This is a genomic window from Pseudomonas siliginis, assembly GCF_019145195.1.
In the GTDB taxonomy this organism is placed as follows: Bacteria; Pseudomonadota; Gammaproteobacteria; order Pseudomonadales; family Pseudomonadaceae; genus Aquipseudomonas; species Aquipseudomonas siliginis.
In genome coordinates this window covers 223,128-237,220 of the sequence record NZ_JAHSTW010000003.1, presented here as the reverse complement: position 1 = coordinate 237,220, position 14,093 = coordinate 223,128, and the positions used below count along the sequence as shown (strand labels likewise).

General features: G+C 59.3%; 12 protein-coding genes. 4 read left to right on the top strand and 8 right to left on the bottom strand.

The genetic code is table 11. From position 1 onward, the window contains the following. Positions 1 to 197 precede the first annotated feature (197 nt). On the top strand, positions 198 to 1,106 hold the full coding sequence (locus tag KVG87_RS08540; RefSeq protein ID WP_056785056.1) for a LysR family transcriptional regulator: 909 nt from the start codon (positions 198 to 200) through the stop codon (positions 1,104 to 1,106). On the opposite strand, the gene KVG87_RS08535 is transcribed toward KVG87_RS08540, so the two are convergent. Further along, complete coding sequence (locus KVG87_RS08535) at positions 1,100 to 2,260, bottom strand: MFS transporter (RefSeq protein WP_225930826.1); 1,161 nt, start codon at positions 2,258 to 2,260, stop codon at positions 1,100 to 1,102. The genes KVG87_RS08540 and KVG87_RS08535 overlap by 7 nt on opposite strands. Positions 2,261 to 2,440: 180 nt before the next feature. Next, a complete protein-coding gene (locus KVG87_RS08530) occupies positions 2,441 to 3,274 on the bottom strand; it encodes an oxidoreductase (protein WP_016774388.1) in 834 nt (277 codons plus the stop codon). Between the two features lie 295 nt (positions 3,275 to 3,569). Between KVG87_RS08530 and KVG87_RS08525 the strand changes: the two genes are divergently transcribed. Together KVG87_RS08525 and KVG87_RS08520 are read left to right on the top strand one after the other, a co-directional pair. Continuing rightward, a complete protein-coding gene (locus tag KVG87_RS08525; protein WP_122601593.1) occupies positions 3,570 to 4,001 on the top strand; it encodes a DoxX family protein in 432 nt (143 codons plus the stop codon). Between the two features lie 60 nt (positions 4,002 to 4,061). Then, positions 4,062 to 4,997: an NADP-dependent oxidoreductase gene (locus KVG87_RS08520; protein ID WP_056785049.1), complete on the top strand. Its 936-nt coding sequence runs from the start codon at positions 4,062 to 4,064 to the stop codon at positions 4,995 to 4,997. On the opposite strand, the gene KVG87_RS08515 is transcribed toward KVG87_RS08520, so the two are convergent. From KVG87_RS08515 to KVG87_RS08495, 5 genes are all read right to left on the bottom strand, one after another. Then, positions 4,975 to 8,034 carry an efflux RND transporter permease subunit gene (locus tag KVG87_RS08515; RefSeq protein WP_217850203.1) on the bottom strand — a complete coding sequence of 1,020 codons (3,060 nt, stop codon included), beginning with the start codon at positions 8,032 to 8,034 and terminating at the stop codon, positions 4,975 to 4,977. The genes KVG87_RS08520 and KVG87_RS08515 overlap by 23 nt on opposite strands. Next, a complete protein-coding gene (locus KVG87_RS08510; RefSeq protein WP_217850200.1) occupies positions 8,031 to 9,140 on the bottom strand; it encodes an efflux RND transporter periplasmic adaptor subunit in 1,110 nt (369 codons plus the stop codon). The genes KVG87_RS08515 and KVG87_RS08510 overlap by 4 nt, the downstream gene beginning before the upstream one ends. A 100-nt stretch (positions 9,141 to 9,240) precedes the next feature. After that, entirely contained in the window at positions 9,241 to 10,512 is a 1,272-nt protein-coding gene (locus tag KVG87_RS08505; RefSeq protein WP_217850198.1) for an OmpP1/FadL family transporter, read from the bottom strand. A gap of 173 nt (positions 10,513 to 10,685) precedes the next feature. Beyond that, positions 10,686 to 11,312: a TetR/AcrR family transcriptional regulator gene (locus KVG87_RS08500; protein WP_016774383.1), complete on the bottom strand. Its 627-nt coding sequence runs from the start codon at positions 11,310 to 11,312 to the stop codon at positions 10,686 to 10,688. Between the two features lie 134 nt (positions 11,313 to 11,446). Next, on the bottom strand, positions 11,447 to 12,769 hold the full coding sequence (locus tag KVG87_RS08495) for an APC family permease (RefSeq protein WP_217850196.1): 1,323 nt from the start codon (positions 12,767 to 12,769) through the stop codon (positions 11,447 to 11,449). A gap of 550 nt (positions 12,770 to 13,319) precedes the next feature. Here KVG87_RS08495 and KVG87_RS08490 point away from each other — a divergent pair. After that, positions 13,320 to 13,682: a DUF6124 family protein gene (locus tag KVG87_RS08490; RefSeq protein WP_039758848.1), complete on the top strand. Its 363-nt coding sequence runs from the start codon at positions 13,320 to 13,322 to the stop codon at positions 13,680 to 13,682. 128 nt (positions 13,683 to 13,810) lie between these two features. On the opposite strand, the gene KVG87_RS08485 is transcribed toward KVG87_RS08490, so the two are convergent. Beyond that, positions 13,811 to 13,942 carry a YHYH domain-containing protein gene (locus KVG87_RS08485; RefSeq protein WP_116657708.1) on the bottom strand — a complete coding sequence of 44 codons (132 nt, stop codon included), beginning with the start codon at positions 13,940 to 13,942 and terminating at the stop codon, positions 13,811 to 13,813. Positions 13,943 to 14,093: the final 151 nt, after the last annotated feature.

Sequence of the window (14,093 nt, the reverse complement as noted above, 5' to 3'; positions counted from 1 at the left end):
TCCGAGCAGCTATCAACTTGGCAATGTTCTACGGTTAGAGAAAACAACGTGACAGCAAGAGCGCGATGGTTGGAAGTGGCCACTTCTTTGCTTGCAAAGTCGGCAACCGTTCCATATCGCGTTGGCAAAATATTAGGCGCGCGAAATGGTAGATAAACAGCCCGTGCCCAGGCACACGATTTATGACGTGAGTTCACATGCGACGACTGGATATCAATTGCTTCGCCGAGATGAGCGTGTTCGTTAAAGTGGTGGAACGCGGAGGTTATTCAGCGGCCGCAAGAGCTTGCGCGATAACCCCCTCTGCCGTGAGCAAGCTCATGACGCGCCTGGAAAGCCGTCTTGGCGCACGTTTGCTGAACAGGTCCACGCGCAAGCAACTGCTGACGCCAGAAGGAATGGCTTTTTACGAACGCAGCGTTGCCATACTGGCCGATCTTGACGAAGCGGAACGCGAAGCATCTGCCAGTTCTGCACCGCAGGGCGTGGTCAGAATCAGCTCTAATGTGGGTATCGGCCGCCAGCTTTTTCTTCCCATCATCAACTTGTTCATGAATCAACATCCTGGGGTCAGCGTCGAACTTTTCCTCACCGATGAGGTGGTCGATCTCATCGAAGCTCGTGCGGATATCGCCATACGCACCGGAGCGCTCAAGAACTCCAACCTTGTGGCGAAACGACTCGGGCAATCCAGAGGGCTGATCGTAGGATCTCCTGACTACCTGGCGGCCAAGGGCACTCCGCTGGTGCCTCAAGACCTTGCCGATCACAACTGTCTGGGTTTCACCTTTTCGCCTCCCGCCATGGAGTGGGCCTTGCTCGACGAGAGCGGCGAGCAACGTATGTACCCGGTAAAAGGCAATCTGCGCGTCAGCGATGGCGACGCCTTGCGTGAATTGACGGTGCTGGGCGCAGGGCTAGCCAGGCTGGGGTTCTGCCAGGTTGCAGATGACCTGGCTGCCGGAAGATTGGTTTGCGTCCTGCAACCATTCGTGCCTGCAAGCGTCACGGAGATTCATGCGATTTACGTCGGCCAAGGCGGACATCTGCCCGCACGCGTAAGAGCCCTGATGGATTTCCTCGCCGCCCATTTGCATGTTCATTGAACCGCAACGCGGGCAAAGGGCCGTTCCTTCAATGCATAGGCCAGCACAAGAGCCGCGGGCAAAGCAGCGCCCAGTAGGCACAGCCCTTCCCAGCCGACATACCGAATACCGAAACTTGCAACTGCGGAGCCAATAGCGCCGCCAACAAAGTTGATACTGATAAACACCGCGGTAATCCGTGAGTTGGCTGCGGGGGCCAGTTTGTAGATGACCGATTGATGGGTGATCTGCAAGCCCATTACGCCAACGTTCAAGGCCATTGCGGCAGCGATAATTATCCAGAGCCCTGTCGCCGCAAAGCTCAGCACTGCCCAGGCCAGTATCATCAACGAGGCCAACCCGAATGCCAGCGCGTGCCGGTAGCCATGATCACAGAGCCGGCCAACCACACCGGGAATCAACGCGCCAGTCACTCCCGTGAGCCCGATCAGTCCGATGCTCGAAGTCGAAAAATTGAACGGCGGTTGCGACAACAGTATTGGTAATCCAGTCCACAACATGCTGAAGCTGGCCATTCCCAGCGCACCGTAAAGCGCCCGGCGAGCAAGCGCTGGATACTCGAGGATGAGTTGCCACAACGAGCGCATCAACTGCTCATAACGCACGGGCTGGCCTCGGCGCTCGGGCTCGGTTGGCAAGGTGATTCTGAGCAGCATGAGCAGGATCAGCGCCGCGCACCCGGCGCTGGCGTACACCAAGCGCCACCCTGCCGCGTTGCCGATACCGCCGGAGACCAGCCACGACAGCGGTATCGCGAGCAAGGCCCCGGTCATCACCACGCCGATCACTTGACCGCGCCGATGCTCGGCTGCGATGGACGCTACGTACGGCACAATCAACATGGCAGCGGATGCCGTGACTCCACTGATCACCACTGCGGCGCAGAACAACAAGAAATTCGGGCTGGCCGCAGCCACAAACAGCGCTAGTGCGTTGATGGTAAACATCCGGCTCAGAAGCGCTCTTCTTTCGAGGACGTCACCGAGCGGGACGACCAGCACAATGCCCAGCGTGTAGCCAAGTTGAGCGCAACTCACCAGCAGGCCGGACGTGGCGAGCGGAATATCAAATGTCCCCGTTACCAACGACAGGATCGGCTGCAGATAATAGAGATTAGCGATCATGGACCCCGCTGCGAATGCGCAAAGCCACATGAAAGGTCGGGACGGGGACGACGAATTCATACAAATACTCCTCGGTAAATGCCGTTCAAAATTGGGCGAGTCATCTCACTCGCCCAGTTTTTCCCGCACCGCGTCGTCCCCGTTAACTCACTTCTCTCAGGTGTTTGCCTGATTCTGTAGCGTCCATGCCATCAGTGCGGGCTTCGCCTGTCAGGCCGTCGGGAAGTCCGCGCCACGGGCGGTAGATTCCCATGCGCTGAACTCGCGGCCCATGGCGGCAAGCTTCGCCTGCGCTGCCTCATAGGCTTCATTGCCCAACAGCAGGCGCGCCGGCGGCGCTGCGCAGGTAACCGCGGCGTAGATTGCCGCTGCCGCCCTGGCTGGGTCGCCAGCTTGATTGCCAACAGATTGCTGGTATGCGCGCATCGCAGCGCCGGCGGTTGCCTGGTAATCCTCGGCCACCGTTTGCGCGGCGCCCGAAGACCCCGCCCATTGGGTTCTGAAGGCGCTGGGCTGAACGGTCATCACGCCGATACCCAGTGGCGCAACTTCGGCGCGCAGACTTTCCGACAGACCCTCCACGGCGAACTTCGTCGCGCAGTAATGGCCGACCGCTTCGAACCCGACCAGACCGCCTACCGATGTGAGGTTGACGATCATGCCGGTGCGCCGCTTGCGCATGCCTGGCAGTACCGCACGAATCATATTGGCCGTGCCGAAGTAGTTGACCTCGAACATCCGCCGAACAGCTTCATCGTCGCTGTCTTCTACCGATGAGAAATAGCCAACGCCGGCGTTATTGATCAGCACGTCCACGCGCCCGAAGCGATGCTCGGCCGCCTGTACGACCTGCATCGCCTGCGCCGGATCGGTCACGTCCAGAGGCAGAATCAAAGCGTCGCCGAGGGCGGCCAGATCCTCGATCTGCTGTGTGTTGCGCGCCGTGACCACCACACGCTCACCCTCATTCAGCAGCGCCGTGGCAATGTGGCGACCGAACCCGGTGGAACAGCCTGTAACCAACCAAACCTTAGTCTCGTTCATTGCAGTACTCCTCTTGATAGCGGCGGTTCAGGATTCGGCTGAACCGCGTTCGAGACCAACGTACCGAATCCGCCCCGCCGCTGTTATCCGATTAGTCCGCGACATTTGCCTGATTCTGCTCACCAACACACGTCGCTAACCACAGAGGAAGGTCCCCTTCGATATCTGCTGCATTTCTATTTTTTCGAACCTGATCATCGAAACTTGTCGGCTATTGCGCAAAGCTGCGCGGTGACATCATCTGCTCCACAACGGCGCTTCATGGTGAAGCGCTGAAATCAGCGGAATCCACGTCATGTCCCACGCAGCCACAATTTCCAGCGTCACTGCTTCAACGTCTTCCAACCTCAACAGCAGCGTTTCCTTGATCGGGCGGATTCTTCTGAGCGCGATCTTCATTCTTTCGGGCCTGTCGAAAATCGCGGCACCGGCCATGATGATTGGCTACATCGGCTCTGTCGGGTTGCCTTTTCCAGCACTGGCGTTGGGCGTGGCGATTGCTGTCGAGGTTCTCGGCGGCGTAGCGTTGATCGCCGGTTATCGCACACGTACCACCGCAGCGCTGTTGGCGATTTTCAGCGTACTGACCGCACTGATTTTCCATAACGCCCTGGCGGACCAGAATCAGTTCATTCACTTCTTCAAGAATATCGCCATGGCCGGTGGGCTCTTGCAGATCGTTTCTTTCGGCGCAGGGCGTTTCAGCCTCGACGCACGTCGCCACTAATCGAATCGCCGGCGCGTCCATTTCTTCCGACGAGCCTTGACCATCACAACGGAGAGAATCATGAAAGCGATCCAAGTCGCGCAGTACGGCCAGGCAGAAGCGCTGGAGCTCAAAGAACTTGCGGATCTGAAACCCAATGACGATCAGGTGTTAATCAATGTTGCCGGTAGTGGGATCAATCCAATCGATTGGAAAATCCTCTCCGGTGCCATGCAGCAATTCATTCCTCTGCCACTGCCCTACACGCCTGGCGTGGAAGTCTCAGGCACAGTCGCCGCGGTGGGCAGGAATGTCAGAGACTTTGTCGTTGGCGACAAGGTGTTCGGGTTTATCGGGATTACCGGCGGATATGCGACCCAGGCCCTCTCAACGCCAGATCGTCTGGCCCACACGCCGACAACACTATCGTTGCAAGAAGCCGGCGGCGTGCCGGCGGCAGCACTGACTGCTTGGCAAGCCTTGCATGAACACGCCGGGATTCAGGCTGGTCAAAAAGTCCTCATTCACGGCGGCTCAGGTGGCGTGGGCAGCTTCGCAATCCAGCTCGCCCGCCTTGCCGGTGCTTATGTGATCGCGACCAGCTCTGCGAAGAACCACGACTATCTGCGTTCACTTGGCGCCGATGAGGTGATTGACTACACCACGGCTAAATTCGAAGACAGCGTTGCTGACCTCGATGCGGTCATTGATCTGGTCGGCGGCGAAACTCAGAACCGTTCATGGAGTGTGATCAAGCGCGGGGGCGTTCTGGTTTCCCCCGTAAGCGCACCCTCTGCACAGAAGGCAAGCGAGCACGGTGTGAGTGGCAAAAATTTCGCCACCCGCTCCGATGGCAGCCAATTGGCCGAGATTGCCGCGCTGTTCACATCCGGCAAGCTCAGCCTTGAGGCTCAAGTGGTACCGCTGACAGAAGTTGTCGACGCGGTTAAACAAAGCTGGGCCGGACACACCCGGGGAAAAATCGTGCTCGATGTCAGCGCTCAGGCCGAATCCTGAACCAGATCGCATACATCGCCGGCAGAAACACCAGCGTGATGATGGTGCCAACAAACGTGCCACCGATCAGCGTGTACGCGAGCGTGCCCCAGAACACCGAGTGGGTCAGCGGAATGAACGCGAGAATCGCCGCCAGCGCGGTCAACAACACCGGCCGCGCCCGTTGCACTGTCGCTTCGACAACGGCATGGAACGGCGCCAGCCCTTCCTGCTCGTTGTGATGGATCTGCCCGATCAGAATCAGCGTGTTGCGCATCAGAATCCCCGACAGCGCAATTAACCCGACCAGCGCATTGATACCGAATGGCTGGTTGAAGATCAGCAGCGTCGGCACCACACCGATCAAGCCTAACGGCGAGGTAAGGAAGACCATGATCATCGCTGAGATCGAGCGTACCTGGACGATGATGATGAGCAGCGTCATGGCGATCATGATCGGCAGCAACGGCAGAATCGCTTTGCCGGCCTTGCCGGATTCTTCGATGGCGCCCGCCTGTTCAATCCGGTAGCCGGAAGGCAGGTTTTCGATGATCGGCTGCAACTGCTGGATGATCGCGCCGGAAACGTCCGGTGGCTGCAAACCTTCGGCGATGTCGCCACGCACGGTGATGGTCGGCGTGCGATCGCGGCGGCGCAGGATCGGGTCTTCCATGCGCACTTCCACCTCGCCGATCTGCGACAACGGGATGCGCTGCCCCGCCCCGCCGACCAGGGTGAAGCCCTCGATCTGCGCCGGATCAAGGCGGATATTGCCCGCCGCACGGCCAACGACCTGCACGGAACGGATGTTTTCGCGCACCGCCGTGATCGGCACGCCGCTGAGCAAAAACTGCAACTGCTGGGCGACCGCGCTGGACGTCAGCCCCACCGCCTGCAAGCGATCCTGATCCAGGTTGAAGTGCAGCGTGGGCGTCAACGGCCCCCAGTCAGTGTTGACGGTTCTCATCATCGGGCTGTCCTGCATCACCGCCCGGACCTGCTCGGCGATGTCGCGCAATTTCGCCGGATCAGGCCCCATCACCCGGTAGGCCACCGGAAATGGCGAATACGGGCCGAATACGATCTGCGTCGCCCGAACCCGCGCCTCTGGAGCAAGCCCTTCGGCGACCGCTTCGCGCAAACGCAACTTGAGGGTTTCGCGAGCGTCCTGGTTGTCGGTCAGCACGACGATTTTGGCGAACGATGGGTCCGGCAATTCCGGCGCCATTGCCAGGAAAAACCGTGGCGCACCCTGGCCGATATAGGCGGTGACGATTTTTGCTTCATCCTGCTTGTGCAGCCAGGCTTCGACTTTGGCCGCCGCAGCGCTGGTCTGCTCGATGGACGTGCCGTAGGGCATCTGCACTTCGATCATCACTTCAGGGCGGTCAGAGGTCGGAAAGAACTGCTTCTTAACCAGCCCCATGCCCGGAATCGCAACGGCAAACAGCACGACCACCGCACCGGCCACCAGCCATTTGCGCGTGATCACCCACGCCAGAACGCGCCGGAAACGGTTGTAGCGCGGCGTGTCGTAGATTGCCGCGTGCCCGCCTTCGACTTTCTTGATGTCCGGCAACAGCTTCACGCCCAGGTACGGCGTAAAAGCCACGGCGACGACCCACGAAGCAATGAGCGCGATGCCGACAATCCAGAACATGTTGCTGGTGTATTCGCCTGCCGTTGATTGCGCGAATCCGTTGGGCAGAAAGCCAATCGCCGTGACCAGTGTGCCGGACAGCATCGGCGCTGCCGTATGACTCCAGGCATAGGCCGAGGCCTTGATGCGGTCGTAGCCCTCCTCCATCTTCACCACCATCATTTCGATGGCGATGATCGCGTCATCGACCAGCAAGCCAAGCGCCAGAATCAGCGAACCCAAGGTGATCCGGTCAAAGTTCTTGCCGGTCGCCGCCATCACCACAAACACGATCGCCAGGGTCAACGGCACCGCCGCTGCGACCACCACGCCGACGCGCCAGCCCATGCTGAGAAAGCACACCAGCATGACCACCAGCAGCGCGACAAAGAACTTGACCATGAACTCGCCAACGGCCGAGTCGATATTCACTGCCTGATCGGTAACTTTCGAGAGCGTCATGCCCAAGGGCATTTCTTCGTTGATCCTGACTGTCTCGGCATCCAGCGCCTTGCCCAGATCGAGACCGTTCCAGCCCTCGCGCATGATCACGCCGAGCAATAACGCTTCTTCGCCGTTGTTGCGCACCAGGAAGGTTGCCGGGTCTTCGTAGCCGCGCTCGACCGTGGCCACGTCAGACAGCTTGAGTGTTCGGCCTTGGGCGACAACAGGCGTGTCACGGATTTTCTGCAACGTGTCGAACGCGCCATCGACGCGCAAAAACACCTCTGGCCCTTTGGTTTCGACCGATCCGGCGGGGGTCAGCACGTTTTGATTGTTCAGCGCGGCGAAGATGTCCTGCGGCGACAAGCCCAGCGTCGCCAGCCGATCATGGGAAAACGAAACGAATATCCGCTCGGCCTGCTCGCCGATGATGTTGACCTTCTTCACGCCAGGCACATGCAACAGACGCTGGCGTAACGTCTCCGCATCGCGTACCAGCAAGCGCTGCGGCTCGCCCTTGGCTTTCAAGGCGAACAGCGCGAAGGTCACGTCGGAGAACTCGTCGTTGACCATCGGCCCGATGACACCCGCCGGCAGTTTGACCGCTTCATCGTCGAGCTTCTTGCGTGCCTGGTAGAACTCTTCCTGCACTTGCGACGGCGGTGTGCTGTCGAGCAACGAGACCATGGTGAATGCCAGTCCCGGGCGCGTGTAGGTTTCCGAGCGGTCGTACCACTTCAGTTCCTGCAAGCGTTTTTCGAGGGGTTCGGCGACCTGATCCTGCATCTCTTGCGCGGTCGCCCCCGGCCACGCGGTGATGACGGTCAGCTGCTTGACCGTGAACGGCGGATCTTCCGCCCGACCCAATTTGAAGAACGACAGGACGCCGGCCACGGCGATGAGAAAAATCAGAAACACCGTGATCGCACGTTGGCGCACGGCGATAGCAGAAAGGTTGAACCGGCCCTCGCTCATGGACGACTCCCGGCAATCTGGCCATCGTCGCGGGCAAGCAGGCGCACTTCTTCGCCATCACGCAGCAGATGCGCGCCCAGCGCGACAATCGGTTCACCGACGTTGAGCTGGCCAGCGACACGGGCCGAGTCATCGCTCAAACCCAGGACCTCGACCGGGCGCCAGCTCACTGTTGCCGGTGTGCCGGCGATGATCCACACGCCGGGGCCTTTGCCCGGGTCGTAGATCGCGGCGACGGGCACTTTCAGCGCCTGATCTGGCGAGGAACCCTGAGCAATTTCGACGGTGACCGTCGAGCCGATTGGCGCATTGGCCAAACTGCCTTCGAGCACATAGCGCGCCTCAAAAGTACGAGTTGTGCTGTCAGCCGAATCGGAAAGCAGACGCAATTTTGCGCTCACGGCAGCCGACGTATCGCCATACAGTTTTGCCTGAGCGGTTGAGCCCGGCGCGGGGCGCAAGGTCTCGGGCAGATGGACGATGGCCTCCCGCTGACCGGCCCGCGCCAGCCGCACCACCGGTTGTCCCGGGCTGACGACTTGCCCCGGTTCGGCGAGGGTTTCCACCACCACGCCATCAGCGTCCGCCAGCAAAACCGCGTAACCCGAGGCGTTGCGCGCTACGTCCGCTTGCGCCACAGCGGCATTGAGTTGCGCCCTGGCGGTGTCAGCGGCGGCTTTGAACTGATCGTAGGCCGATGCCGAAATAGCGCCGGCGGCGACGAGTTTGCGATTGCGCGCTTCGTCACCGGCAGTCTGTATGGCTCGGGCGCGAGCGGCGCTCACCGCTTCTTGCTGGGCTCGCGCCTGCAGGCCGAGGTCGATCGGGTCGAGGCGCATCAGTGGCTGGCCGCGCTTGACCGTCTGACCGGTATCAACCAGACGCTCGAGCACCTTGCCCGAAACGCGAAAGCCCAGATCGCCCTGGGTGCGCGCGGCGACGACGCCGGTGAATGATCGAGATCCATTTTCTGCCGGTTGCACCGCCGCCGATCTGACAATCGGCGCCAAGGTACGTGGATCTTTTGCGCTGGAGGACTCCCCGCACGCCGTCAGGGCCAAGGGCAACAAACATACCGCGAGGGGGAAAGGTCGGAGCCGGCGCATGGAATTCCTTCACTGAAAATAGGATGATCATCATATTCTCAGTCTTGTGACCAATGTCGTCAATAGTCACAGAGTTACCGGCCCGATGTTCAGCGCTGAATCAGAAGCGATAGCTGACAGAAGTACCGAGCCCGCTGGCGCTGTTCTTGTATTTCGCGCTGTACGACCCCTTGCCCGCCGAGGCGTCGTTGATCTCGACGCTCTCTTCCCAGAGATACGAATAGGCGACGTCGATGGTGACATTCTCCGCTGGAGTCCAACCGGCACCAAGGCTGAACACTTTGCGATCACCCGTGGGAATACGCGGCCCGCGATTGGTGTTGTTCGCCGGAGACTGATCAACCGAGAACCCGGTACGCAGCACCCATTGGTTGTTCAACCGGTACGCCGCGCCGATGGCGTGAGCCCAGGTGTCGTGCCAGTTCTGCTCCTCGCTGATCGTGCCCAACTGGCCGGCTAGCAATGGCGGCAATCCACTGTTTTCGATGGTCAGCTCTTTGAAGCGACTCCAGCGCGTCCAGGTGCTGCCGGCATACAGCGTCCAGTCGTTGTTCAGTTGATGGGTGACCGAGAAGTCCACCGACTCCGGGGTGTCGACGTCCAGCGAGGCGTCATAGCTGCGACCGCTGACCCCAAGCACGTTGAAGATGCCATCGCTGAGTTTGCTTTTCGCGTCGAGGTGGTAACTGACTTTTGAGTGATAGGTCAGACCCAGGCGGGTCTGCTCGGTGGCCTGGACCATGACCCCGGCGTTAAAGCCCAGCGCGGTGTCGTCGCCGGTGCTTTTGACTTTGCCGTCGTTGCGCCCGGGGCTCAGCGGATTGGCGACCATCCCTGACAGCTCGCCACTGATGCGGTTGATGGTCGGGCCGAAGCCGATAGACACCTTGTCGTTGAAGGCATAGCTGATGGTCGGCTGGAACGTCAGCGTGGTGACTTCGCTTTTGTTGGCGTAGTAACGGCCGGCGAAACCGCTGCCGTAGTCGGTGATCAGACCAAACGGTACGTAGAACCCCACGCCGAACGCCCAATGCTCGTCGATCGGTTTGACGTAATAGCCCATCGGTACCGTGGTGGTCGGCACCATGTCGCCGTCTTCCTTGCCGCCGAACGTGCTGCGGGTCTGGCTGATATCGGACTTCGCAAACAGCGTCGCCTGCCCGACGCTGGCCTGCTCGCGCTTGAGCCGCGCCATGCCCGCCGGGTTGCCGAAAACGGTGCTGGCGTCTTCCGCCGACGAAGAGCGACCGGCAAAACCCGATCCCATGCCGCTGACGCTTTGCTCATTGAGCGCGAAACCGCCGGCCAGAACATTTGAGGACGCAAGAACGACAGCCAGCCCCACCGGGTGCTTGAGCATTGTTTTTTTCATTGTGTGGACTCTATGGGTGACTCGGAATTGGAATACCTGAACTGCGGCGGCCATGTTATCCGAGTGACCATATCAGTCAATAGTCACGCTTTGGGCAATTATTCATCGTCCGCCCTGTACAGGCGAGGCGAGATCAGGGGGCGACTGATCCGAGTATTCGGATCAGCAGAGGGTCAAGGCATCAAGCTGCGCAGGATGAGGTTCGAAGTCAGCGTCGGCGCCACTTCGATAAAGTCGAGGTTGTGTTGCAGCATCAGTGGATTGACGAAGGGCCGCAACGCCAAGTGGATCGACTCGACCGTCTCGTCCAGCGGCGTCCTGCGCTCGAACTCACCGGCCTCGCGCCCTTCACGGACAATGTCGGTGATAAAGCGCTTGATCTGCGCATCGTAACGCTGCGCACTTGGCCAGTTCTCACCCGCTGCAAACGCGGCAATGTCGTAGAGTTTGCGATCGTTGAAGAACAGATTCACACCCGTGGCGATCACGGTTTTTACCAGCCGGCGGAAACGCTCGGTGGGCGTCAGGTCTTCTTCGTTTATCGCCTGCTCGACCGCCGCAACGATCTGCCCCAGACAGTTCGCGCAGATCGCTTCGCCAATCGCCTGTTTGGAATCGAAGAATTTGTAGATGTACGCCTTGGAGAAACCGATGGCCTTGGCCAGATCGGACACCGTGGTCTTGGCGTAGCCGTACTGGCTGAAATGCTCGTTGGCAGCCGCGACAATCTGATCACGAATGTCGTGATCAACGGGACCACGCGGGCCGGGGAAGGATGGGGAAACTGAGGACTGATTCATGTCGGCAGCTTACTCACCCGCCCGCCGACTGACAACGTGTGACTCATTCTGAAAAACACCACCCATCCACTGTGGGAGCGAGCCTGCTCGCGAATACGCACGCCCAAACAACAACAATTCCCCAAGCTGCTGCACTACCCCGCCTTACTGATCGCAGAAAAATTGATACGAGAAAAGCCATGCAGCAACATCCCGACGATGATCAACTCCCCCGCCCGCAACCACGTTTCCCAACCCTGCTGACTGAGCAGCACCAGACACGAAACGATCGCAAGCACCGGAACGAAGGTCGGCACGCGAAAGTGGTCCTCCTCCACCCTGTCCCGCCGAAGTACCAGCACAGCCACATTGGTACTCAGAAAAACGAACAGCAACAGCAAGACCACCGTCTCTGCCAGCGTTGCCAGCGTGCCTGTGAGTGTCAGGGCAATAGCGACCAAGGTCGTTGCGACAATGGCAGCCCATGGAGTTTTTCGTTGAGGCAACACCGCACCCAAAACACCCGGCAACAGCCCCAGATTCGCCATGCCATAGGTCAATCGGCTGGCCATGATCATGGTTAACAACGCACCGTTGGCCACAGCAATCAGCGCAATAAAAGAGAACAGCGCCGGCGGGATTGCGAGGGTCGATGCGCGGACAACTTCGAGCAAAGGCGCCGACGTGGCCACCAACTTTTCGGTAGGCAACACCGAAGAAGCCGCCACACCCACCGCCATGTAAACCACGCCAGCGGTGAGCAAAGCCGCGAACAAAGCACGCGGATAAACCTTGCGCACGTCCTTGATTTCCTCGGCCAGATTGGCCGAAGTTTCGAAACCGACGAAGGAATAGAACGCCAACAATGCCGCCCCCAACACCGCCAGCATGGGACTGACGCCCGGCTTGAACGTGAGCGTCCGTCCCAGATCCGCATCGCCTGTGCGGAAATACCAGACCGCAGCCACGATCACCAGAATCAACCCGGACAGTTCAATCACGGTCATCACCAGGTTTGCCCCAAGCGACTCCTTGATCCCCCGCGCATTGAGCAGGCCGATTGCCAGGAGAAACACCAGGGCGGCAATCTGCGGCGATACGTCGACAAAGGCGTTGAGGTAATCACCGGCAAACGCCAGCGACAAACCCGCTGCACTGGTGACCGCAGCCGCCAGCATGCAAAAACCGACCAGGAAGGAAATGAGCGGTGACTTGAAGGCCTTTTCCGCGAACACGGAAGCCGCGCCGGCGTGGGGATATTTGGTCACCAGCTCTGCGTAGGAACCCGCCGTCAACATGGCGAAGAACAATGCGATCAACAGCGGCACCCAAATCGCGCCGCCCACCTCGCCCGCGATAGTTCCGGCGAGTGCGTAAACCCCCGCGCCGAGTACATCGCCGAGAATGAACAGAAACAGCATCGGAAAAGTGATTGCCCGGCGCAGAGCAGGTTTATGAGTGGGAGCCGTCACGGTCATTCCTTGGTTCAGGTGGGTAGGAGCTGGAGGGTTGTCACCTCAAACAATGGAAATGGCGCCGAAAGCAAAGTTCAAAATCTGTGATGGGGCTTGTCGGCACGACGCTATAAACATCGCCAACTCGACACCTGTGGGAGCGAGCCTGCTCGCGAAGACTCCAGCCCGTTCAACACAAAACCTCAGCCAAAACCATTTCCCTAAACACCTCGTTTAAAACCGATATCAAGACTATTCCAGCAAGCTACAACGCCTTGCGCCATTGCCTACGACTACGCCAGAATCCGCCGGCTTGTGCGCCTCGGGCCGGGGTTCTATCGTTGGCCGGTCACTGAAAACAGTGATCGGGTTTGGTAGCCCGGGTATACGAGGTGCGCAATGAAACCGTTTGGCGAAGTCTTCGCCTGGCTTCTATGGTGGCTATGCGCAGGGCGCTTTCGAGCGCGCCGGTTTTGCCTCGTGTCCCGGTCTACCAACCTGTGCATGGCCGCCACCCTTCGTTTGGTAGCGAACGGGTGATGGCTCCTTTTAAAGCGGCACGAGGAGAAAGATCATGTTCAAAGTCACGCCAAACCCGCCACAGTCAGACGCAACCTCCCCCTACGAATCCCTCGACTCAAAAAAACTCCACGAAGCCGCCGACCGCGCCCTCGACCACTACCTCAAACCCACCGACACCCTCAAAACCACGCCCTACCAGACCAGCAGCATGTTCCTCGCCAACCCGAAAATCGCCACCGAAGAACTGCTGGTCAACGCCAGCGAATCACTGGGCTCGGCCTCGGTGATGTTGAGTGATGTGATCGGGATGGTTGAAGGATCTGCGCGCAAGACACTGCAAGGTATCGCGCAGGTAGTGATGCTCGGCGAGCTCGCGGTTAATCAGGCGTTGGATAACGTCGTGCCGGTGGAGTAAACGAAAACGTCCTGTCGCTGGTGAGATACGAAGTTTCGAAGAACAGCGGTGAGCGTTGGCGTGGGCTAATGTTTCGCCCCCTATCGCGCTCGTCTCAAAAGCCCAGCCTTGCGCTGGGCTCTTGCCGTTTAGTGGCAGTGGTAGTCGTTGGTTTTATGGTTGCGATGGCAACCCTTTGAATCAGTGCCACCGCTGTGCGCAAAGGCAGCAACGGATGTAATCGATAATATTGCGGCAATCAGAATGGCGGACAGTTTCATCAGGGCTTGCTCCATGCTCGTGTTGTTATTCTTTGTGAGATGTCTCACGCGGAGCAGCGTATGGCCAGGTGCCTTCATTGAGCAAGCGACTTCTCCGAGGATTCGATCAAAGGTCGATTGCTTGCGATGGCTGGGTCACTGGGCGCGAACA